30 protein-coding genes are annotated in these 22,184 nt (G+C 42.6%); 13 read left to right on the forward strand and 17 right to left on the reverse strand.

Features of this window, described 5'->3' with window-relative positions; genetic code table 11:
• The first annotated feature begins 2 nt into the window (after window positions 1–2).
• The 9 genes from PGY05_RS04655 (at window position 3) to PGY05_RS04695 (ending at window position 5,828) form a co-directional block, all read left to right on the forward strand.
• On the forward strand, window positions 3–269 hold the full coding sequence (locus PGY05_RS04655; protein ID WP_005333471.1) for a helix-turn-helix domain-containing protein: 267 nt from the start codon (window positions 3–5) through the stop codon (window positions 267–269).
• Window positions 266–2,383, forward strand: coding sequence for a vWA domain-containing protein (locus PGY05_RS04660; protein ID WP_270475425.1), 2,118 nt, complete (start codon window positions 266–268; stop codon window positions 2,381–2,383). The genes PGY05_RS04655 and PGY05_RS04660 overlap by 4 nt, the downstream gene beginning before the upstream one ends.
• A gap of 16 nt (window positions 2,384–2,399) precedes the next feature.
• Complete coding sequence (locus PGY05_RS04665; protein WP_005333468.1) at window positions 2,400–3,086, forward strand: hypothetical protein; 687 nt, start codon at window positions 2,400–2,402, stop codon at window positions 3,084–3,086.
• A gap of 62 nt (window positions 3,087–3,148) precedes the next feature.
• Window positions 3,149–3,667, forward strand: a complete 519-nt coding sequence (locus PGY05_RS04670; RefSeq protein ID WP_117470410.1) for an AbrB/MazE/SpoVT family DNA-binding domain-containing protein — start codon at window positions 3,149–3,151, stop codon at window positions 3,665–3,667.
• Window positions 3,668–3,686: 19 nt separating this feature from the next.
• On the forward strand, window positions 3,687–3,935 hold the full coding sequence (locus PGY05_RS04675; protein ID WP_117718927.1) for a hypothetical protein: 249 nt from the start codon (window positions 3,687–3,689) through the stop codon (window positions 3,933–3,935).
• A gap of 5 nt (window positions 3,936–3,940) precedes the next feature.
• Window positions 3,941–4,519, forward strand: coding sequence for a hypothetical protein (locus PGY05_RS04680; RefSeq protein ID WP_117470479.1), 579 nt, complete (start codon window positions 3,941–3,943; stop codon window positions 4,517–4,519).
• Window positions 4,500–4,877, forward strand: coding sequence for a hypothetical protein (locus PGY05_RS04685; RefSeq protein WP_117470412.1), 378 nt, complete (start codon window positions 4,500–4,502; stop codon window positions 4,875–4,877). The genes PGY05_RS04680 and PGY05_RS04685 overlap by 20 nt, the downstream gene beginning before the upstream one ends.
• Window positions 4,877–5,491: a hypothetical protein gene (locus tag PGY05_RS04690; RefSeq protein ID WP_117470413.1), complete on the forward strand. Its 615-nt coding sequence runs from the start codon at window positions 4,877–4,879 to the stop codon at window positions 5,489–5,491. The genes PGY05_RS04685 and PGY05_RS04690 overlap by 1 nt, the downstream gene beginning before the upstream one ends.
• A gap of 52 nt (window positions 5,492–5,543) precedes the next feature.
• Complete coding sequence (locus PGY05_RS04695; protein WP_117470414.1) at window positions 5,544–5,828, forward strand: elongation factor Ts; 285 nt, start codon at window positions 5,544–5,546, stop codon at window positions 5,826–5,828.
• Between the two features lie 34 nt (window positions 5,829–5,862).
• Here PGY05_RS04695 and PGY05_RS04700 read toward each other — a convergent pair whose 3' ends face one another.
• The 13 genes from PGY05_RS04700 to PGY05_RS04760 all read right to left on the reverse strand — a co-directional run bounded on the left by PGY05_RS04700 (window position 5,863) and on the right by PGY05_RS04760 (window position 16,078).
• The gene (locus PGY05_RS04700) at window positions 5,863–6,183 is read right to left on the reverse strand and encodes a winged helix-turn-helix domain-containing protein (RefSeq protein WP_243111592.1); all 321 of its coding nucleotides are present in this window, start codon (window positions 6,181–6,183) and stop codon (window positions 5,863–5,865) included.
• A gap of 143 nt (window positions 6,184–6,326) precedes the next feature.
• The gene (locus PGY05_RS04705) at window positions 6,327–7,199 is read right to left on the reverse strand and encodes an ABC transporter ATP-binding protein (RefSeq protein WP_117718928.1); all 873 of its coding nucleotides are present in this window, start codon (window positions 7,197–7,199) and stop codon (window positions 6,327–6,329) included.
• Window positions 7,200–7,203: 4 nt separating this feature from the next.
• Window positions 7,204–7,860, reverse strand: a complete 657-nt coding sequence (locus tag PGY05_RS04710) for a hypothetical protein (RefSeq protein ID WP_022415113.1) — start codon at window positions 7,858–7,860, stop codon at window positions 7,204–7,206.
• Window positions 7,857–8,921 carry an ABC transporter permease gene (locus PGY05_RS04715; RefSeq protein ID WP_005333443.1) on the reverse strand — a complete coding sequence of 355 codons (1,065 nt, stop codon included), beginning with the start codon at window positions 8,919–8,921 and terminating at the stop codon, window positions 7,857–7,859. Before PGY05_RS04715 ends, PGY05_RS04710 begins: the two co-directional genes overlap by 4 nt.
• A 70-nt stretch (window positions 8,922–8,991) precedes the next feature.
• The gene (locus PGY05_RS04720; protein WP_117718929.1) at window positions 8,992–10,194 is read right to left on the reverse strand and encodes a HAMP domain-containing sensor histidine kinase; all 1,203 of its coding nucleotides are present in this window, start codon (window positions 10,192–10,194) and stop codon (window positions 8,992–8,994) included.
• Window positions 10,182–10,856, reverse strand: coding sequence for a response regulator transcription factor (locus PGY05_RS04725; RefSeq protein ID WP_023921570.1), 675 nt, complete (start codon window positions 10,854–10,856; stop codon window positions 10,182–10,184). The genes PGY05_RS04720 and PGY05_RS04725 overlap by 13 nt, the downstream gene beginning before the upstream one ends.
• A 94-nt stretch (window positions 10,857–10,950) precedes the next feature.
• Window positions 10,951–11,352, reverse strand: a complete 402-nt coding sequence (locus tag PGY05_RS04730) for a winged helix-turn-helix domain-containing protein (protein ID WP_008373942.1) — start codon at window positions 11,350–11,352, stop codon at window positions 10,951–10,953.
• Between the two features lie 229 nt (window positions 11,353–11,581).
• Window positions 11,582–12,787: an ABC transporter permease gene (locus tag PGY05_RS04735; protein ID WP_117537007.1), complete on the reverse strand. Its 1,206-nt coding sequence runs from the start codon at window positions 12,785–12,787 to the stop codon at window positions 11,582–11,584.
• Window positions 12,771–13,661: an ABC transporter ATP-binding protein gene (locus PGY05_RS04740; protein ID WP_008373946.1), complete on the reverse strand. Its 891-nt coding sequence runs from the start codon at window positions 13,659–13,661 to the stop codon at window positions 12,771–12,773. Before PGY05_RS04740 ends, PGY05_RS04735 begins: the two co-directional genes overlap by 17 nt.
• A complete protein-coding gene (locus PGY05_RS04745; protein ID WP_117470419.1) occupies window positions 13,645–14,409 on the reverse strand; it encodes a hypothetical protein in 765 nt (254 codons plus the stop codon). The genes PGY05_RS04740 and PGY05_RS04745 overlap by 17 nt, the downstream gene beginning before the upstream one ends.
• Window positions 14,406–14,921, reverse strand: a complete 516-nt coding sequence (locus PGY05_RS04750) for an RNA polymerase sigma factor (protein WP_117470420.1) — start codon at window positions 14,919–14,921, stop codon at window positions 14,406–14,408. The genes PGY05_RS04745 and PGY05_RS04750 overlap by 4 nt, the downstream gene beginning before the upstream one ends.
• Window positions 14,922–15,024: 103 nt before the next feature.
• Window positions 15,025–15,750, reverse strand: a complete 726-nt coding sequence (locus PGY05_RS04755; RefSeq protein ID WP_008373954.1) for a M15 family metallopeptidase — start codon at window positions 15,748–15,750, stop codon at window positions 15,025–15,027.
• A 73-nt stretch (window positions 15,751–15,823) separates the two neighbouring features.
• Window positions 15,824–16,078 carry a hypothetical protein gene (locus PGY05_RS04760; protein WP_005333435.1) on the reverse strand — a complete coding sequence of 85 codons (255 nt, stop codon included), beginning with the start codon at window positions 16,076–16,078 and terminating at the stop codon, window positions 15,824–15,826.
• Window positions 16,079–16,355: 277 nt separating this feature from the next.
• On the opposite strand from PGY05_RS04760, the gene ligA reads away from it, so the two are divergent.
• The 4 genes from ligA to PGY05_RS04780 all read left to right on the forward strand — a co-directional run bounded on the left by ligA (window position 16,356) and on the right by PGY05_RS04780 (window position 20,880).
• Window positions 16,356–18,350: an NAD-dependent DNA ligase LigA gene (gene ligA, locus PGY05_RS04765; RefSeq protein ID WP_270475426.1), complete on the forward strand. Its 1,995-nt coding sequence runs from the start codon at window positions 16,356–16,358 to the stop codon at window positions 18,348–18,350.
• Window positions 18,351–18,427: 77 nt separating this feature from the next.
• A complete protein-coding gene (locus tag PGY05_RS04770; protein WP_023921566.1) occupies window positions 18,428–18,931 on the forward strand; it encodes an NADAR family protein in 504 nt (167 codons plus the stop codon).
• Window positions 18,932–18,952: 21 nt separating this feature from the next.
• Window positions 18,953–19,426 (forward strand): LPD11 domain-containing protein, encoded by a 474-nt coding sequence (locus PGY05_RS04775; RefSeq protein WP_005333427.1) that lies wholly within the window; start codon window positions 18,953–18,955, stop codon window positions 19,424–19,426.
• Between the two features lie 89 nt (window positions 19,427–19,515).
• Window positions 19,516–20,880 (forward strand): ATP-binding protein, encoded by a 1,365-nt coding sequence (locus PGY05_RS04780; RefSeq protein ID WP_008373962.1) that lies wholly within the window; start codon window positions 19,516–19,518, stop codon window positions 20,878–20,880.
• A gap of 63 nt (window positions 20,881–20,943) precedes the next feature.
• On the opposite strand, the gene PGY05_RS04785 is transcribed toward PGY05_RS04780, so the two are convergent.
• Genes PGY05_RS04785 through PGY05_RS04800 form a run of 4 tightly spaced genes read right to left on the reverse strand, consistent with a single transcriptional unit; the run spans window position 20,944 to window position 22,138 of the window.
• Entirely contained in the window at window positions 20,944–21,306 is a 363-nt protein-coding gene (locus PGY05_RS04785; protein ID WP_005333424.1) for a type II toxin-antitoxin system HicB family antitoxin, read from the reverse strand.
• Window positions 21,290–21,547: a type II toxin-antitoxin system HicA family toxin gene (locus PGY05_RS04790; RefSeq protein ID WP_005333422.1), complete on the reverse strand. Its 258-nt coding sequence runs from the start codon at window positions 21,545–21,547 to the stop codon at window positions 21,290–21,292. The genes PGY05_RS04785 and PGY05_RS04790 overlap by 17 nt, the downstream gene beginning before the upstream one ends.
• Before the next feature lie 57 nt (window positions 21,548–21,604).
• Complete coding sequence (locus tag PGY05_RS04795) at window positions 21,605–21,904, reverse strand: hypothetical protein (RefSeq protein ID WP_023921564.1); 300 nt, start codon at window positions 21,902–21,904, stop codon at window positions 21,605–21,607.
• A 12-nt stretch (window positions 21,905–21,916) separates the two neighbouring features.
• Window positions 21,917–22,138, reverse strand: a complete 222-nt coding sequence (locus PGY05_RS04800; RefSeq protein ID WP_008373966.1) for a DUF5348 domain-containing protein — start codon at window positions 22,136–22,138, stop codon at window positions 21,917–21,919.
• Between the last annotated feature and the right edge of the window lie 46 nt (window positions 22,139–22,184).

The following is a 22,184-nucleotide window of genomic DNA, read 5'->3' on the forward strand; positions in this document are numbered from 1 at the left end:
CTATGAGAAAAGCAGCACTCACAGAAGCCCAGATCCGAAAGCATCTGGCAGATAATCTGTCTTATCTCCGGCAAGCCAAAACACCGAAGTTATCACAAAAGGCAGTTGCCAGAATCTTAAATCTTCCCCCGAAAACCATTATGAATTATGAAAATGCAAACTCCTCCCCGATGGCTTATGCCGTCCTTCGCCTTGCTGTGTATTACGGCTGCACGATGGAGGAACTGCTGACAAAAAATCTAAGAAAAGAAAGGAAGAATATCACGTGAATCACAGCCAAAGAAATTTAAAGAAACTAATCCGGGCAAAAGAGGATTCCATTGCGGATGAGGAGTTATTCCTCTCCGCTGCCTATCAGAAGTACCAGACCTCCCTTGCCAGAGCCGTTACCGGACGTTACCGGTATGGACTGCAGGTACTGCTGGACTGGGACATTTCCGAACAGGCAGGCGTTGCATATACCGACAATTATAAGGTACATCTCAACGCAGCGAACCCGATCACCCAGTCTTTCCCCACCCGTTTCTTACGTTCCCAGAGCCTGACAGGGCTCACCGGGCATGAAGTGGGGCACTTACTCTATTCTGATTTCACAGCCCACGCTGTTCATCTGAGGAGTCTGGAAAACGGTTCCTTCTATCCGAAGGAGCCGGAGCTATCCCTTCCAGCTTATCAGACAGCACTGGAGGAGATCAAAGAAGTGTTAGAAGAAAAGGACAAAGCCGGATGCCTGACACTGGCACGATGCGCCGCAACTTTTCAAAACATTCTGGAAGACATCCATATTGAAGACCGTATGTGTGAGGAATTCCACGGCACCTTCCGACAGGGGATTGAACTCAATAACCTGCGTATGTCCGAACAGATTCCTTCCATACAGGAACAAATTGACAAAGAATACCAGCCATTTTCCATCATTGCCAACCTGATCCTTTCCTATTGCCGGACCGGAAACATCAACAATCCCACCGGCTATCAGGGGGATTATCTGGATACCATTTCCGATTGTACCGATCTTCTGGATACGGCAATGGAATCGGAAAAAGGCACTGACCGGATGCTGGTTTCCAATGCGCTCTTAGCCCTGACCTGGAACTATATCCAGCCGCTCATCGAAAAAACACGGGAGGAATTGGAAATGCATGGCGAGGATTCCGCTGCCGATGCTCTGGAAGATCTTCTAGGGGATGAAGTCAGCAGCGGCGCTCCTCTTCCGACCGGAAAAAGCGGTGCCATTCCAAAGAATATCAAACCAGCTTCCCAAAAAGGAAGCGGGAATGATGAGGGCAATGCTCCTTCCGGTCCACGTACCAAAGAGGATGCTATAGAGGAAGCCAAACAGGTGCTTTCGGAAGAAGGCGGGCGCATCGCTCTTACAAAGACCAATACCATTCTGGATGAAAACAACCCCGGCGTCACTTATGTCAGTCAGTATCAGGGCAGCGGCTATGAGCATGCTGCAGAGGATCTGTTCCGGATCTTGAACGATGTGGCTGCAGAAAAGGTGCAGGAAGACTGTCAGACGGAACTGACCGAGGAACTGCAGAAAACAGCCAATGATATTCATTACGGCAATGCCCATGCAGGCATCCATGTTACCATCCATCGCCTGACCAGTGTTTCCGATTACCTGAAGAATGAATACCAGACAGTTGCTCCCCCGCTCCTGCGGGCTTCCAAAAAGCTGCAAAGCACCATCCTGCCGCTTTTGAAAGAAGAACAGCAAGGCGGAAAGCAGAAGAATCTCCTGTTTGGAAAACGTCTGGACTCCCATGCTCTCTATAAGACAGACGGAACCATCTTTACCAGAACCAGACTTCCAGGAGAGGAAAAACGTCTGGCTGTTGCCCTCCTGATTGACGAGAGTGGTTCGATGGGTTGGGGTGACCGGATGACACATGCAAGAAAGACTGCCATTGTCCTTTATGATTTCTGTAAAAGCCTCGGTATCCCTATCACCATTTACGGGCATTCCACGGATGCAGGCGGCGTTGCTCTTTACTCCTATGCAGAATTTGATTCTGTGGACAATGAGGACTGTTACCGGCTGATGGATATGTGCGACCGCAACGGGAACCGGGACGGCGCAGCTCTCCGCTTCGTAGCAGAGCATTTGTGCACACGCCCGGAGCTTCAGAAGCTGCTGATCCTGATTTCTGACGGTCAGCCAGCCGATTACGGCTACAGCGGAACGGAAGCAGAGGCAGATCTGCGGGGCATCAAGAAAGAATACGAAAAACGGGATGTCATCCTGTTTGCGGCTGCCATTGGTGACGATAAGGAAAATATCCGCAGGATTTACAAGGACGGATTCCTGGATATCACGAAACTGGAAGAGCTTCCAAAGAATATGGCACAGCTTGTCAAACAGCATCTCAAATAAAGGAAGGTGAATACTCATGAATGAAACTTATCAAAACCGGATTACCGACCAGATCTGCAAGATCCAGAATGACCGGGCACTCATTGCCTTTTATGACCGGCTCCGCTACGCACCACTCGGCAACTATGCACAGCTACATGCCAAAGGGGAATATCAGGAAAACGGGCATAAAGTACATTCTTTAATCTGCATCACCATTCAGGATTATTCCAACGGTACCGGAGACCGGAATATCATCACCCGTTTCAACCTGGCACCGGAACAGATCCAGTTCCTCTTAACCCGGATCACTTCCGGTTTTCAGGAATTTGAATGGAGCCAGAGCAAGATCTACGGCAATCCCGATCAGAACGGTTATTCCACAGCCCAGATGTTTTATATCTCCAGACATCCCTATGATTCCAAAGGGCAGCCTATGAAAAGCCCATGGAAAATCCAGATTGTAAATGGGAAAGGCATCAAAGCACAGAATAAGAACGGTGGTTCCTACATGCAGCCACGCAGCTTCCAGTCCGAAAAGACGACAGCCATCCAGCTTACCGACATGGATCTGTTCACGCTTCTGAAGCGGACGGATTCCTATATTTCCAACTGGGAAACGGTGATTGCTGCATCACTGATCAATAACGGGAAACGGATGCTGGCAGACCAGCAGAACAGTCAAATGCAACAGACAGCACAGGCTCCGCCTTACGCTGCCTAAATTTTCAGAAGAGAAGCGGTACTTTGCTGCTTCTCCTCTTTTTAAGAAAGGAGACTTTAGTTATGAATATTACACTCATCCGGACTATGGACTCTCAGGGGCGTATCGTCATCCCTGCAGAAATCCGGAAACAAATGAAGCTATCAGACGGCGATGCACTGGAATTAGAAAATGTGGGCACGGAGCTACTTTTACGAAAATGTCCCGCTCGCCTAAATGGAAAAGAAGAAATGTCTTCCTATCTTTCCGTCCTCTACAGTGTCATCCACTGTGGTATCGCAATTTGCAGTGAGAATCACATCCTCGTATCTGCGGGCATCTATCTTCCGGAAGGCACTCCCGTTACAGAAGAACTCGCCGAATTGGTTGTGGGCGGCCAGGAACAGATCTTTGCTGAGAACTGCCCTGTCTACCCGGTATCCAACGCCCGTCAGCCGGTTTGTGCTTTTTTCCCGATTTTAAGGGAATGCAAAGAACCGCTGGCACTTCTTCTCTGTTCCAGAACCGGACAGCACTTATCCGAGATGGAATTGGGATGCGCCAAACTGGTCGCTGCCGTAATTGCAAACAAAATTAAGTAAGGAAAGGAGCGTGAAATCAATGAAGAATACAAATATAACCTTACACACCACCCAAAAGAAAGAATATGTCCTCACCGGAATCCTGTCCCTGCCCCTCCATCTGGGAGAACGGGCGTGGATCTATAGTTATAACCAGACCTTTGCTACCAGTCCGGTGCAGAGTATTCTGGAAGTATCCGAAAACGGTGTGGTATTTGAGACCTGCAACAGTATTTACCGTCTCAGCTACACCCGTGTTCCGATGGAGATGGAGGCGATGTGTGCTTGACAAGAATGGAAGAACTGGAGAGCTGCCTTTCGGGGCTCCTCTCCACCTTAAAGAAGAACCGGGAACATGTGCCTCTGGAAGTGCTGAAGACACAGTATAAGCAGCCGTATGAAGAACTGGTCAGAAACATCAACCTGACCGCTTCTGCCTATGCGAAATCTGTACTGCTCCACCGGCTGGTCCTGAATCCGGATGCGGATGTAGCGGAACAATGTGCCGTCATCAACCAGATGATACAAACTTCCGGGATGCTGAAGAAAATCAGCTCCTGCATGTCCAAAACCTATGATGTAGGACAGATGTATCCTCTGATACTGGAACTACGCCATATGGTCGAACAGGCACTCTGGCCCTACGTGAATCAGGCTACCTGTCTAGTCGCAGATCTGGATGATATAGAAAAAGAACCGATTCTTTATAACCTTTTGACACACGCAGTTTATGAAAATGATACCTGGATTCATCGGGAGATTGACCTACACTGGAAACTGCTGGTACATCTTACTCCCGAACAAAGAGAATCCGTACCACCAGTCAATTATAGTATGAATGGAGGAATTTACCATGAAAGAACAATCATCTAATCCTTGCAAGAAAGTCTCATTTATTTTGACTTATGACCAGTTTGAAGCTGCCTATAACATCTACCGGGAACAATTTATTTCCTGTGACTTCATCCGCCGCTCCTTGGAACGTCTGGAGGAAGGAATCGGACTTTGCAACCTTCCATATGAAACGCTGCATGATGATCCAAACCTTCTTCATGAAGCATACCTGCAGTTTCTCCGACTGGAAGACTGCAATGTAGCTTACAATGACACGCTGGATCAGGTGATTGATGCAATCGAACAACGGCTTGCCACTGGCACCTTATCCCCTGTAAACCTTACGGTTTCCAACCAGAATATGGGTGAAACTTTTGGAACGGAGGTGGATGTGTAATGGCAAATATCTGCTGTGATGATGTAATCTTTTATACAGAAGGAAATCCGGAAGGACTATATGACTTGTGGGAGGATCTGGAAACCTACATCATTCTGAACCAGAATCCTGATTTATGCTGGATTGGCAATTTATTTTCCCACAAGAAAATAGATTCCACCGGAATATCTCTTCGTGGAAATGTCAGCTACATGGAATGGAATGATACGTATATTCTGTTGTCCTTATCAACTGCCTGGTCACCGCTTTACGAATCATATCAGGCAATCGCTGCAGCATATCATCTTTCCTTTGTGATGCAGAGCATGGAGCCTGGAGAACGGATCTACTACAACACAGATGCCGCTCACATTTTCTTTCCTGACCGGTACTGTATCCGCTTATATGAGGAAAGCCTGGTAACTCCATCCGGTATCATCATCGGGGAAAAACTGGAAGACGGAGAACCGTTTGCATCCGAACAGGATGTAATAAATCGGTTTCGGGACTGCGGATATCCGGCAGACACACTAAAAGAATTACGACTTATGCTGGATGAGGATGACATCACCATATTCGAATTTACAAATCCTTATCTTAGCAAGCATACAGAAATCGGAGGAAAATGTGCATGAAACTTTATATCTTAACCAGTTACAACATTATCAGATTTGAAGGAGGAACACCATGACTGATTTGGAACTGGATGTCTGGGATGCATGGCTCAGGGAACGTCAGGAACATCTGGAAGAAACTCTGTCCAATATCTCACCATCGGAAGAACCCTGCCGATATTACCTGCTGACCGGATATCTTCAGGGAATGATCGAAGCCCTTACCATGCTTACAACTGTCGAGGATGGGAAACGCTTCAAGATCAAACTGGAACACTTTCGCCAGAAGCTGCTCCTCTCCGGAGATTACGATGCTGCCGGTAATTATAAACAGGCAACAAAAGAATCTGTTGTTTAAAGACTTCGAGCCGCCCATTTCTGGACGGCTCTTTTTATGCCCGGAACCGGTAGCCTACACCACGTATCGTTTCTATGTAGTGCGGTTCTTCCGGATTTTCTTCTATTTTCTTTCTCAGATTCTTGACTAACCCATAGACACGGTTATCCACTTCTGACTCCGCATCCTCATAAATATGCTGGTAAATCTGTTCTTTTGTAAATACCCAATTGGGGGATGAGACCAGATAAAAAAGCAGGTCATATTCGTATTTGGTAAGATCTATGCGCTTTCCTACCCTTGTCACTTTTCGCTGAAGCTGATCTATTTCTAAATCTCGGAATACTAGCTGCTGTTGCTTTTCAATCTCAACCACCTCTATCGCTCCTTCACAAGCCAGCACAGATTTAATCTTATACAGAATTTCCTCCTCGGAATCAGAAATGGTAAGGATCATCACTTTCCCATGACATCACCTACTTTTCTTAGCATTTTGCTTTCACTCCTCATTAACAATGTTTATCGATTGGTTACATAGATATATGCATCTTCCAAAGTTACGTCACACGCTATACATCCAGTTTCTAACGGCATATTCTCCCCTAACAGTCTTAATCTAATTCCTTCCTCCGTATACTGCTTACTGGAAATATGATATTTTCTTTCTAATTCTCTTGCAAGGCTTTCGTCTTCTGTACAGCATTCCCATACATGCCCTCTTGCCTTATTCAATAATTCCCTCATTGTTCCTGTATACAGGAATCTGCCTTTTTTCATAACCGCAAGCTGATTACAGGTTGCCATCAGATCCTCCACCACATGCGTTGAAAATAATACGGTGCGTTCTTCTGCAAAATCTACCAGTAAATTACGGATACGGATGCGTTCCTCCGGATCGAGCCCTGTTGTTGGTTCATCCACAATTAAAAAATCCGGCTCATGGAGTAATGCCTGCACTAATCCGACTCTTCGCTTCATTCCACCTGAAAGCTGCCGCATTTTCTTTTTCTGATGGTCTGCAAGACTGGTCTTCTCCAGATAGTAATCAATCCTTTTCTTGCTTTCTCTTTTCTCAATTCCAGCCAGATCTCCCATATACTCCAGACATTCTCGAACAGTCAAAGACGGATACAGATCAATTTCCTGTGGCAGATACCCAATCTTTTTCTGTATCTTTTCGTAATTTGCTTCGCAATATAGCGTACCATCTAACAGAACTTTTCCACTTGTGGGTGCAAGCACCGTTGTAAGCACCCGCATCAACGTTGTTTTTCCTGCACCATTTTCACCTAACAGACCAAATATCCCATGTGAGATTTCCAGATCCACATGATCTACCGCTGTCACTCCATTTTTAAATGTTACTGTTAAATCGTCTATTCTTATACTCATAATCTTACCCTCTCTTCTTTAATATCTTAGGAACAAATGCAAGCATCATCCCCGCAAATACCACGCACAGCACCTTCCCGCCAAGCCATCTCCACTCTGTCAGCTTACCGAAATCACAAGTTCCGTAGGAAAATGGTCCCCAGTTTTTCAAAAACTGAGTTGCCTTTCCGGAAATAGAGAAAAACCAGAAAAGCAGCACGACACCCATACCAATCCATCTGTTTCGAACCAGATTGCTGACAGTTACGGAAAGCACACTCCAAAACAAAACAGTTCCGGGAATCGCAATACAATAAATTCCAAACAAGGCACCGCCATCTAATTCTTCTGTCAAATTCACCGGTTTCTGCCAATAAAAGAGTCCATATGCCAACAAACTGATTCCAATCAGATAAGCTACCTGCACAAATAGTCTTTTATAAACTACTCCTGCCTGCTTTTTTAGATTATAAAGGCAGAATACTTCCGAGCGTTTGCTCTGCACTTCCACCAGATAAGTATCTGCACAGAAAACGACTGCCAGAAGCGAAACAGCTCTTTCTACTGCCTGCCCGATTTCATTCGCATATACAACAGGCTGGATTGCACTCAATATCACAACAAAAGCGATTGAATATGCAATTTTATAATATGGCATACATATTTTTACTTCTTTCTTCAATATACTCTCCTCCTTTTCCACATCCACACCGCTATAAACATGAGCAGTATGGATGCTGCCACAAGAAGCAGTTGATTGAGATATACCTGATGTGGCAATTCCGTTTCAAAAAAATTCCCCGGAAATCGAACCATAATAGAGAATGGTCTTGCATGACACTGTCCTTTGCTATCCCATGTCAGCATATTAGAATAAATGATATAAAGAACCAGCGCCGGAACCGCTGGAAGCGGATTCTTAAACAGCAGCGCTGTAACCGCATACACACAGCAGATCATCAGGATGTTCGGCAGGACATACAGGATCGAATTCTGAACAAAATCCAGTATGTTCATAGCAAATCCTGATTTTACTGCCGTGGCGTAACACAAAATGATAAATACGATATTCATAATGACCAGTGCCGCCGTCATAATGAGAAATCCACTGCTTATTTTCCCGGCAATATATTGAAAAGCCGTCATCGGTTTGGTGTGCAGCAATTCATAAGTATTTTTCCTCATATCCTGGAAAAATAAAAACGCCAGCAGAACCGTTGCAAAGAATGCCATATGCAGGCTTGCAAAATCTGTAAATTTTCTTCCGAAATAATAGGAGAATGGATGTTTCTCAAGATTTTCTCTGATATACCGGTTGACTTCCTCCGGGCTTCCCTGATACCATGAAACGTCCTCATACACATAATTGGCACCATTAAAGTGGTATTCCGTTTTCAGATACTGACACGCCTCCGTAATCTTCATCTGTTTCATCTCAGATATCACTGCCTCCGCCTCTACTTCCGACATGCCAAACCCATTCTCTGTGTCCTGAAGTATCTTTACAATCTCTTTCTCCCACAGTTCTCTCTCCTTATCCGGTGTTGCCGGAATACATCCCTCCATAACATCCCCATCGGAGGCCATTTTTACCTTCCTGAAGGTTTCATCCGACTTCACGTAATGAATGGACAGATAGGGTGCAAGTGTCTGGTACATACTGATTAAAACAACAATCAAACCGATCCAGAATATCGGATTTTTAAGATAATTTTTCAGATTCCTTTTTATGATTGCTTTCATAAGTCATCCCGCCTTTCTTTTTTCTACAAACAGCATAGCCTACAAATCACAACAAAAAAACAACAGCCATTTATTTCTGCTGTTGTTCTTCTAATACATAATTTTTAAACACTGCCTCAACTTCCGCACCGCCATCTGCTACATTTTTTATCAGCAGTTTCCCACCATGCCGTTCGCAGTAGATACGGCTGATATACATACCCATTCCAAAATGCTTTAAGTCATCCTGTGGATTCTCATGATAAAACGCCTGTGTCACCCTGTCGATATTTTCCTGAAATCCAATTCCGTCATCCCTGATACTCATTTTCAGATATTGGGGTGTCACTGTCAGCTTCAGCCTAACTTCCTGATTGGCATAGCGGAATGCATTGGACAACAGATTATCCGCTACTTCCATGATGATTTCCGCATCTGCGACCAGAGTTTCCGACTCTCCCACTGCCGTTACCGTGAAGTCCTTTTCTGATTTTTCTTCCATGACTTCTGCCAGCGTTTTTATCTGGCTGATCAACTGCCGGATATCCACCACGGAACAGTTTAATTCCCGTTCTTCCAGTTTCGTCATCTTCCGCATACCATCAATAAAATGGTTCATCCGTTCAATCTGAAGCATACCGCCCCTTAACATCTCCATCATTTTCTCTTGATCAAGCATATCTTCCGGAACAAATTCCAAAAGCATTTCCTGATATCCCCGCATGATTGCAAGCGGCGAGCGGATATCATGGGCAATCGCTGCACGCAGTACCCGCTCATCTTCGATCATCTGCCAAAGTCTACGGTTATTTTCTTCCAACTGCCCACGCATCCTTTCAAATTCCCTGCACAGCATCCCCATCTCGTCCTCGTTCTCATAAGCCATATGAAAATCCAGATCTTCCTCCGCAATCATCTGTGATGCCATCTTCAGTTCCTGAATCGGTCTCTTTAATTTATTTTTGTAAAACAGGCTGACCGCAATTCCACATCCGGCAAAAGAAAAAATCAATACTCCGTACGTCTGAAGGAAATCACAGGTTTCTGAAATATGCCAGTCCATTCTGCTCATTTTACTCTGATTCGGTCTCGGTACCACTACCTCAAAATTTTCATTGCGGTCATTCATTGCCTGATAATACTCGTCCTGATCCACGTACTTCCACCAGACCTCCTCCTGTATCTGCCCGGCAATCTCAATAATTGACACAGAAAGAAAAAAAGTGACAATCAAGCTGAGTATCGTATATAAAACCATTGTCTTTTTCAAGGATAAATTTCTTATCTTTTCCATCGATACCCCATCCCCCATACTGTCTCAATGTATTCTGTCTGCGTATATTCCGCCAGTTTCTTTCTCACTCTCCGGATCAGTTCCGTAACAACACGGCTGTCACCTTCCGCATCATAACCACACACCTTTTCGTATATCCGCTCCCTGTCAAAAACCTGTCCTGGATTCATGGACAAAAACTCAATGATTGCATATTCCAGCTTCGTAAGCTCCAAATCATTTTCACCGATCTGAACCCTCTTTGCTCCATAATCAATACTGAGGTCTCCGTGGAATCTGTATTCAGACTTCCCTTTATGACGCTCCTCACGCTTCAAATGTGCAATAATACGAGCATCCAGTTCTTTCAGACTAAACGGCTTCAGTATATAGTCATCCCCACCGGATAAAAGCCCGTTTACCCTGTCCTGCTCCTCCACTTTTGCCGTCAGGAAGATAATGGGACAAGTTACTTTGCCCCGGATACGTCTGCATACTTCTAATCCGTCTATTTTAGGCATATTGATGTCCAGCAAGATAATATCCGGTTTCTTATGGATTTTTTCCAAAGCATCTGTGCCATCTTCTGCCATCATTACATCATATCGTTTGATTTCAAAATAGTTCTTTAACATCTTTAATAATTCGATGTCATCATCCACGATCAAAATTCTATATGCCACTTTTATCACCTCGTTTTATCAGTATACAACGAAAAAAACAATAAATAAACAACAAGAGAAACACTTCGAGCCGCCCATTGCCGGACGGCTCCTTTTATGCCCGAAAGCGATAACCAACACCACGTATCGTTTCTATGTAGTGCGGTGTTTCCGGATTTTCTTCTATTTTCTTTCTCAAGTTCTTAATCAGACCGTAAATTCGGTTATTCACTTCTGACTCCGCTTCCTCATAGATATGCTGATAGATCTGTTCTTTCGTGAATACCCGATTAGGAGATAACGCAAGATATAGAAGCAGATCATATTCATGTCGGGTAAGCCCCACTGTCTTATCTTCTCTGATTACACAACGCTGAAGCTGGTCTATTTCCAGACTTGGGAATCTCAACTTTTGAATGTTTACATTATCCATAAACTCTACTGTGTTTTCACAGACTAGAACCGATTTAATCTTATTCAGAATTTCTTCCTCGGAATCAGAAAACGTAAGAATCATTACTTTCCCATGGTATCACCTGCTTTTCAACCCTTCCTGATCTTTTTCAAATATCCGGAAATAGTTTATAAACATATCCCGAACGAGTTCACGTGATGTCATTTAATTTCTCTTTTATATAAAGAGGCACAATTACGCAATTTATCAGTAGCCCTCTTTTTTATCCGGATCATAAAATTTCTGCAGTAACAGCCGAAAGTTTCAATAGCTTTATCAGACGTTCGTAATACTATTTCTTCTTTAACCCATATCGACTATAACCTATATATATTAAAGGCAACAGTACAATAAATAATAAGATGTACAGAAACATCAATAACGAAATCTGACGAAATACAAACGAACCAATCTGAAAAAGAATCGGCGTCCTCACTGCATTAAAAATATTAGTCAATACAGTTGGCAGCAAATTGAAAAAAGCATCAAATGCCGGTAATACTCTTGCGATAAACGGCATCATACAAAGCAGGAAAAACGGGATACAAATCGCCAGATTCGGTGTATGCATCTTAACTGTCACCAGCATAGTCAACGCAGCACAAAACATTGTCACGATATACCCGCCCACAAGTATCAGCAAATAATATTCTCCATATGTCATAACATAAATACTGTATGGATCATCAATCTGATACGGCGTGAAAAATCCGCTTGTTCCCATTACTGCAAATGAGATAAGAGACAATACCCCCACTCCGATCCAATAGGTAACCGTTGACACAAGTATTCCCGCAAAAATCTTGTTTTTTATTGCCTTCGTTCTTCCATATTTAGTGGCAAAAAAAACATCCTCTGTTCCCGGGCGGAACTCTCCGGAAAATATACCAGCTACCAAAAAACCTATGATCACTGCCATTAACAGTACATAAGTTTGTGCGTACATTGTCATCGTAGTCCAGGAATCTTTTGCTTCGAACATAAAAGGTATTTCTATCTTTTTATAAACGCTTTCCAGATAACTTCTCTTTTCAGGTGTAGTACCATACTCTTCCACTATTTTCTTCATATTGTCCTGATAGATTGTATAGATATTCTGTAGCTGTTCATCTGAAAGCTGATATACTACACTTTCATTCCATTCTGAATCTGGAGTCATTATGCCAATTACAAAACTATAAATATCATAATATGACTGTACTGTTTTTCCATATTCTGTATTTGGTATTTCATCCGGATATTTGGCAGATATCGTCTTGTAATCATTTATTACTTCGGAAATTTTCTCCGCTGTAAGTTCCCCTTTCCATTGATTGATATTTTCAGCCAGAAGCCGTCCCGATTCAATCCCAGTGTGATTTTGCCCCTCTTCATCCACATAGCGCATACTTCCGATTGCCATACCGGAATAAATAATCGTCACCACAAGCACTGCCGCAAGCAAAACCTGATTAACCCGCTTAGAAAAGATCTTTTTCAACTCATATTTGAACATCATCTTTATCACCTGCCTTTTCTCCAAAATACAGAAGAAATGCATCCTCCAGTGTTGTCTCCACCTGTACTGCATTCCTTGCCGGCGGCGTCTTTGAAAGGACTCTTAGTTCCACTCCGTCGGCAACTGTCCTTACATTTCCAGTCAGATATTTCTTCATATAATTATTCAGTTCCCTTTTAGGAACAGTACAATTCCATACTGACATATCCATAGACAAAATAATCTCATCCGATGTTCCTGTATAGAAAAATTTTCCTTCTTTCATCAATATGATTTCATTTGCCACGTATTCGACATCTGACACAATGTGGGTAGACAGCAGGACAAGGCGGTCTTCCGACAATTCACTGACCAGATTTCGGAACCGGATTCTCTCATTCGGATCAAGACCGGCGGTTGGCTCATCCAATACTAATATCCGCGGATCATTCAACATCGCCTGAGCAATTCCGACTCTCCGGATCATTCCCCCTGATAAAGTGCGCATCTTTTTTTTTCGCTTTTCAGCCATCCCGACCTGCTCTAGCAGTTTTAAAGCCCTTTTCTTTGCCACGATGGGACGGAGTCCTTTGATGGATGCAATATACATCATGTAGTCATACACTGAAAGATCCGGATAAAACCCGTAATTCTGCGGCAGATAACCGAGTATCCCTCTATAAGATGCTCCCAAACTGAAGATATCCTTTCCATTCCACAAGATTTCTCCGCTTGTCGGATTTATCGCTGTACACAGCATCCGCATCAAAGTGGTTTTCCCCGCTCCGTTTACTCCCAATAACCCATATACACCTTTCTCCATAGAATGTGTTACGTGATCTACTGCATGTACATCTCCATAAGCTTTTGTTACATTTTTAAATTGCAGTTCCACTCGACTTCACCTCCCAGTTTATTTCGCAGTTACATTGCGATTTGTGAACACAAAAGATCAGATAACCAAACGATATGATCAGCAAGCCAACCCAGATCGGTACCGAAATTTTCTGATAAATAGAATCTGTGGACACAATCAGCGTCCAAATCAGTATGCAGGATATACTTAGAAAAACAGCAATATGCTCCATATCATTCCATTTGCTATACAATAGTCGGAAACAGATACAACAGGAAACATTAAGCGGCACTAGAAAATCTATGATGATCCGGTATGCCGAAATCTGTAGTGTATAAACTGAAATACTGAAAAAAGCTGTAATCATAACCAGATCCACTGCTGCAAATAGCAATGTCCTTGCAGCACAGATCTGGCGCAGTGAATAGAATGCCGTTTTTTCGATCTCGACTGCAGAAAATCTCCGGTTCTTCCAGATTTCAGGTACGATCATCACAGAAAACATCACCGACATAGCCCCCAGTGTCCGCTCTGTATTTGCTCCTCCATCTGAGTCCGCCAGCAGAATCCAAAGCAGAAACAGGATTCCTCCCTGCAGGGCCCACCATCTTTTCTTGATAAATTTGAACTGCTCAAATAAAAATTCGAAATATGACGCCCGTCTGTTATCCTGACGGCTCACAATGTCTGAACACCGTTCCATTACTGTGCAAACTGCCGTTTCCTGTATATATTCCTTCTGTATCAAGGATTTATACTCCTTGATTTTTCTCTGATACTGCTTCAATCTCTTCCCTCCTCCAACTGTTTTGACAGTAATTCTTTTGCTTTCGAAACACGATATTTTACAAGTGATAATTTTATATGTAATAAATCAGAAATTTCTTTTTGTTTTAACCCCTGAAAGAAAAACAAGATTGCCGTCTCTTTTATTTCTTCCGGAAGCAGATCCAACGCCCGTTCTACATCAAGCCGGATTTCTATTTCTGTCAGATTATCCTTTTCTATATCCGGCAACTGATCCAATAATATTTCCTTCTTTTTTTTATAGTAGTTTTTAATGATATTTCCCGCTATGCTGTATAGATAGCTCTTCGCCTTTCCTATTTCAGCTCCGCTCATCAGCGCTCCGAAAAACCTCACAAAAGTTTCTTGTACCATATCTTCTGCACATTCTTGATTGTGGATGTGCAGAAAGCAATATTGATAGATAAAAGAATAATATTTTTCAACAAACTGATTACCTGCATGGTTGTTGCCGTTTCTGATTTTCTGTAGTAATAAGAAGTCAGAAGTCATCTCATTCCTCCTTCCTCATTTGCCCCCTATATTTTACCCTCCTATATACTAAGACACCTAACAAGCATAAAAAGTTAGTTAAAGATAAATTATTTTTTAATTTTTATTTTAGAGTCTCGATATACTCCTCCAGACACAATCCTTTTTTCTGCATTTCCAGGGCAGCATCCACCCCTACATACCTATAATGCCAGGGTTCATTGTTCACTCCTGTAATTTCTATCTTATTATCAGGATACCTTTTAATAAAACCATATTTATATGCATTATTGGCAAGCCATGTATAAACAGCATCCGAAGAACACTTGGACGTATCCGCATTGATATCAACGGCTATCCCAAGTTCATGCTCACTTGTTCCAGGTTCGGCAACATATTCTTTCGCAAGTTTTTTTGCCTCCCCACGTGAATAGCCTTCATCCTGATACTGCTGAATTCTCTCATTCATAATATCTTTCTGATCCTGAGTTGTCCTGTACCCTTCCCTTACAAATAATTCAAGTCCCTCAGCTCTGGCATCATCAAACATCTGCTGAAGCTGAGGATAGATTCTCGAATCCACTTTTTCTCCGTTTGATAATTCTGTGAGTTCTACCTCATAATTACGGGGAACACAATAATCGTCATTTACAAGAATCAAGTTCCATCCAAAAGAAGTATCAGCTTCCCTTCTAAATAGATTGAAACTGTTAATCATCGGAATTTCACCCTGAATCGCCATATACGAAACAGCCCGCAAAAGCACAAATCCCAATATAAACACTAAAGCAACCACAGCGATTTGCTTCAAAAGTCTCTTTCGCCTGGTATACCGTTTATAACTTCTCATGTTTATCACCTTCAATCTGCTTTCAAATTTAATAATCTATATTTTATGACAATTCAGCATATAGAAAAGTTAGTTATTCGTGAAAATTATTTTTAAATTTAGAACTTGCATAACCACTACGATGTAAAAACAGTTTAGAGGCATTTATGACAGAGATTGATTTTATCTGGTTTTCGACTTTCTCCACGAAAGTGGCAAAAAATACCTGGCTACGAATTCCTTCGCTTAGGGCAAATCTGAAATCCTGAACGCTTTTATTCCTGTAGCCGACAAATTTGTCATCAACATAAGGCAAAAGCTTCATTGAGGAATCTATTTCATTTGACATATACTACATCTAGTGTTATACTGTTCTTATATCAATTATTTGTGTCAATCCGGAAAGGATTTATCACACGCAGTTTAGGTTTGAAACGTAGTCAGGAGTTTTCCTATGCCCAACAAGCAGCAGGGACTTCTGGCTTTTTTTATTTTGCAGGAAACTGCATCTATTTTGAGAATGAACATAAGCGTCATTCTCTTTTTTTATGCCTGAACGCAGGGAAAGGAGGATTACGGAAACAAATGATTCCGGAACTGGCACGCCACAAAAGAAAGGAGACTCTATGTCAGTCAAAAGAATTAAGAATCTTGTAAAACAACTCAATGAATACCGTCATGCCTACTACAATCAGGATGCCCCTCTGGTATCTGATGCCGAGTATGACCGACTCTTTGACGAACTGAAGGAACTGGAGGAACAGACTGGTTTCATCCTGTCAAATTCTCCGACACAGACGGTTGGATATTATCCGGTCAGTGAACTTGCCAAAGTCACCCATCCGATTCCACTGCTCTCGCTTGAGAAAACAAAACTGATTTCAGAGCTTTTAGATTTCATGAAAGGACAGGAAGTTCTCTTTATGCTGAAACTGGACGGTTTGACTACCAAACTCATTTACGAAGATGGCAGACTGATTCAGGCTTCTACCCGTGGAGATGGTGAAGTGGGGGAAGATATTACACACAATATCCCGGCATTTTTAAATGTACCGCTTACCATTCCACACAAAGAACGTCTGGTCATTACCGGTGAGTCTTTTATACCAACCAATGATTTTGAACGTCTGAAAGATACTCTGCGTGATGGAAATGGAAAACCTTATAAAAACGGACGTAATTTTGCTTCCGGATCAGTACGAAGTCTTGATCCGAAGAACTGTATCGGACGTTGTGTTCGCTTTCTTCCGTTCAATGTATTAGAAGGAATGGAGGATGTTCCCTTCCCGGACAGCAGAGCCTGCAAATTAGAAGGTTTAACACACCTGGACTTTGGTTACTGCCCGTTTTTCTCAATTTCAGGAACCGGACTTTCAAAAGAATATGCGGAGAAATTCATTCAGGAATTGGTATCCACAGCAGCAAATTTACATCTTCCTATCGATGGCATTGTCATGATTTTTGACAGTCTCAGCTACTCCAAAAGCTGCGGAAAAACCGGACACCACTATAAGGACGGCCTCGCCTATAAGTTTGAGGATGATACCTACGAAACTTTCTTGCGTGAAATTGAATGGACACCGACCAGATTCGGAGAGATTGCTCCGGTCGGCATCTTCGATACCGTGGAGATTGACGGCTGTGATGTTTCCAGAGCTTCCCTTCATAATCTGACCTTTATCAAAAATCTGGAGCTTGTACCCGGATGCCGGATTCTTGTTTCCAAACGAAACATGATCATCCCACATATAGAGGATAATCTGGATCGTGGAAGGTATACCGACATCACGCCTCCGGTCTGCCCTTGCTGTGGTTCCAAAACCAGAACCTACAGCCGTAAGACCAGCGACGGTCGCACCGTAGAAACTCTGCATTGTGATAATCCGCAGTGCGACAGCCAGATCACAAGAAGGTTTGTCCATTTTGCCAGCAAGAAGGCAATGAACATCGAAGGACTGTCAGAAGCCACTTTAGAAAAATTCCTGAATCTGGGCTATCTGCACTCTTTTCAGGACATCTATCATCTGGAGGAACACCGGGAAGATATTGTGGCACTGGACGGATATGGTGAGAAATCTTTCGACCGCTTGTGGGAATCCATCAACGCCAGCCGGAGGACCAGCTTTGTCCGCTATCTGGTTTCCATGGATATTCCTATGATCGGCAGAACCAAAAGCCGGATTCTGGACACCGTATTTTCCGGAAATTTAACTGCATTTGAACAGGCGGCTGTCGGAGATTACGACTTCACTCAGTTAGAGGATTTTGGCGAAATCTTAAATCACAACATCCATTCCTGGTTTGCAGATGAAGCAAATCTTGATTTATGGAAAAACTTACAGAACGAATTCACATTTGAACAAAGAAAGGAAGAGACCATTATGACAAAAGAAAACAAATTTACAGGATGTACCATCGTAGCAACAGGGAAACTGGAGCATTTTACCAGAGACGGTATCAACGATAAGATTCTGGAGCTTGGTGCCAAACCTGGCAGCTCTGTAACAAAGAAAACCGATTACCTGATCTGCGGGGAAAAAGCCGGCAGCAAACTGGCAAAAGCCCAGAGCCTTGGTATTCCAATTCTTACAGAAGCTGAATTTTTGGAGATGATTGCATAACCATCTCTGCAATAGATGAGAATTATTTTGAGGTGTGGCTGAAAGGCCGCACCTCTTTTACAAAGGAGGAATTTATAATGAATCAAACAAATACAAGCAAGCGCATACCTACACAGATCAATGAATTTCGGGGAGATTATGCTTTTCTAAGCAATTTCTATCCGGCACCGGTCTCTTACATGGGACAAACCTATGCAAATAATGAAGCTGCTTTTCAAGCGCAGAAAACACTCTCTGCGAGAGAGCAACGCAAATTCTGTATTTTTCGGATGCATAATCCTTCTGATGCAAAGAAACTCGGCAGAGATCTTACATTACGCCCGGACTGGGAAAAAGTGAAAGTCCGGCTCATGTATGAAATCTGCATGTGCAAATTCATGCAGAACCCGGAACTCCGGGATAAACTTCTTGCAACCGGAGAGTCCACACTTATTGAAGGAAACAACTGGGGTGACTATTTCTGGGGCAAAGTCAATAACTGCGGAGAAAACCAGTTAGGAATCATCCTGATGGATGTACGTGCGAAGCTGCAGTGGAATGCAGAAACAGCGCCCAATAATATACCTCAATGTCTGCAATAAAGGAAAGGATGGTCTAATAGAATGAATGAAAATGCAAAAACAAAATTAGTGCTTGAGTATACTGGCATGGATGATTTTTCCTGTCCGGTATATAAGGACCAATTCGGAAAGTTGTGGAAGGATATTGACCTTGGCAAAGAGCCTGAACCGAATCTTTATTCTTTATCTTTTAACCATATTGATGGAGAACCTTCCCATCCCATACAGCAGGAGTACACATTTCATCCGGCTCCGTATCAAAGAAGTTCCTATGAATTCGAGTACCGGATGTTAAGTAAATTACAGTCTGACTGTGAATACTATCTGGGCTACGGAAATCGCAGTCCGTCTATCCTATGCAATCATAGCGTTCAAAACCATATTGCCCGTATGAAAGAATTATGGAATGGTTTTCCCACAGATCAGAAACCGGAATGGCTGACCTGGGAACAGCTTCTTCAGTACGAAAAAGTAATGACAGAAACCGGAATACCCGTGAAGAACTGCTCAGACTAGACAATTCATCATTTATCAGAAATTACCCTCTATATTATCCATTCATATTTTGATATAATAGGAACAGTTGAAAGAAAGGAGCATTTCCCATGTATCTGAAAAGAAAAGTTTACGATCAGCTTCTGGATTGGAAAAACGATACCGTCCACAGCACCTTGGAAGTGAATGGTGCCAGACAGGTCGGAAAAACATATATTATCAATAAATTTGCGGATGAGAACTTCAGGCACAAGATCTACATTAACCTGTTTGATTTGTCCGGCAAACAATTTATGGAATGTTACAAAAAAGCCACAGACTGGACTCCCGGTACAAAACGACCGGAGCAGCCGCTTCACGATGCTTTTAAACTCTTCGATCCGGATTTTGAAGATACCAACGATACAGTCATCATTATTGATGAAATTCAGGAATCCTCAGAGATATTCAACCGTATCCGAGAATTTACCCGCTATTTTCAAGCGCATTTCATTGTAACTGGAAGTTATCTGGGACGTGTACTGGAACCGGAATTCAAATTCTCCAGTGGAGATATTACCAGTATCCGTATTTATACCCTTTCCTTTAAAGAGTTTTTGGAAGCATTGGATGACCAGCTTTTTCAGAAATATCTATCACTTCCACTGGATCATGCAGATGACACCGTACCGGAACTATATGACGAATTAAAGAATGTTTACGACATCTATAGACAGATTGGCGGCTATCCAAAGGTTGTGGAAACATACCTTAACACAAAAGACGTGGAAGCAGCTCAAAAAGAGCTTGTTAGAATCATCCGCATTTTCTTAAACGAATCTATGCGGTACTTTGATGACATCACAGATATTAGTGTTTTTACCAACATCTTTTTAAGCATCTGCCGTATTCTGCTTCGTGAAAAGAAAGGATTAGATGAGGACAGTATAAGTGAAGAACTGCAAAAGCTCGTTACAAAGAATTACTCCAGTAATCTTTCTAAAGCAACCTGCTATCGTGCTATCAACTGGCTTTATCATTCTGGAATCATCGGTTTCTGTGGCAAAATCACAGAACTGGACATCCTGAATTTCAAACCGGGAAGCCGCTGCTTCTTCATGGATCTTGGAGTTGCATATTATTATCTCTCCAGAACTGGTGCTACTGTATCAACTATGGATGGCTCATTGAACGAAAACTATGTTTACATTAACTTGTCCAAACGCCAGGAATTCCCGGAAGAAATTATCTTTGAGACACCGGCTTTTGCTACTTATAAAGGTGGTGAAATTGATTTTGTAGCTCAGACATTGAAAACTCACATCCGCTATCTGATTGAAGTTAAAGCCGGTAAGGGAACTGCATCTACTGCCTTGAAGGCATTGGAACAGGGGAAGGCCAATAAACTACTATATCTGAAAGGTGATACCAAAGGCGGAACCGCTGGGAATGTACAAACACTTCCTATCTATCTGCTAGAACAATATCATTTTTAATCAAAGAAAGAATACTTCGAGCCGCCCATAAGGACGGCTCTTTTCATCTATATTCTTGTATATTTATTTTACTAACAGCGCATCATTCTTTGAAAGAAGATATATACAGTATTGATTCATACTGATGCCTTCTTTTTTTGAGTGTTCCGCCAGATCCCGGTGTAAGCTGCGTGGCATCCTTATTTTAAACTGTCCCGAATACTCTTCCAGGCTTCCCGGTTCGTGAATCTCAATCCCTTCTTCCAGTGCAGCTTCTAACCATGCTTTTTTTGCATCCGCTGCATTTTCAACTGCCCTTTCTATCGTCTCTCCACAGGTGATGCATCCCGGCAGTTCCGGATAAGAAACCACAAATCCACCTTCATCCTTATCTTCCACAATTTCCATGCGATAGGACATTGCCAAATAATCATTCAGTGTCTTCATCGTTTTTCGCCTCACTTTCTACAATCTGCTTTACCATTTCAACATAAATTTTCTTGATTGGTTCGTGTTTCGGTATTGTTATCGGCTGGCATCCCGCTTTACGGAATGTATAATGGCTGCTCCCACTTCTCGGAGCATTTATCTCATATCCATAACTTTCTAATACTTTTCTTAATTCATCAAAACGAAGGTCTTTCGATAATGAGCAAATTCTTGTCAATAGTTTATCCCATTTCGACATCTTTAATGCCTCCTATCTATAGTATATGTGGTGTCATATGTGGTGTCAATCTGTTTTTCATCTTTCTTGGTCAAATAAGGGATGTAGCTCTTTCTTAGCATCCGCTACAAATGCTTCTTTCCTCGCACTTACCATATATATCTTCCAGAGCATCAAATGCAGGATTTCCGCATCCACCACACTGCATTTCTTTTGAACCATGCGGACAAACGGGCAGATTACTGTATCTGACAGCTTTTCCCCTTTAAGCAGCAGCTCCCCATCCGTTCCATATACTTCATACAGACATTCCAGAATACTCCCCAGATCTGTCACAAATCGGAAGGCGGGCTTTACATATTTCTTTTTGGCTTCCATCATCTATCTCCTCTACATCCGAACAGTCAGCCCGCCGAGGCGTGTCTTCGAAAGTCCCACAAGATACCAGTTCTCGTCCATTTCAATCCGAACCGGAATCCATACATCCCTTACCTTCACATCAAAGCAGTCTCCACAATGCAGTCCCCCATAATAGGATTCAATACCAAACCGGATATCATATCTTCCCATAGATGGATCATAAATCAAAGTACCTATTCTTTTTTCACTCATATTGCTTTCCTCCTGAAATTCTTTGTTCTATATAAGTAATAGGGCT

The sequence above is a fragment of the Coprococcus sp. AF51-11b1 genome, assembly GCF_027682785.1.
GTDB classification, from domain to species: domain Bacteria; phylum Bacillota; class Clostridia; order Lachnospirales; family Lachnospiraceae; genus Allocoprococcus; species Allocoprococcus comes.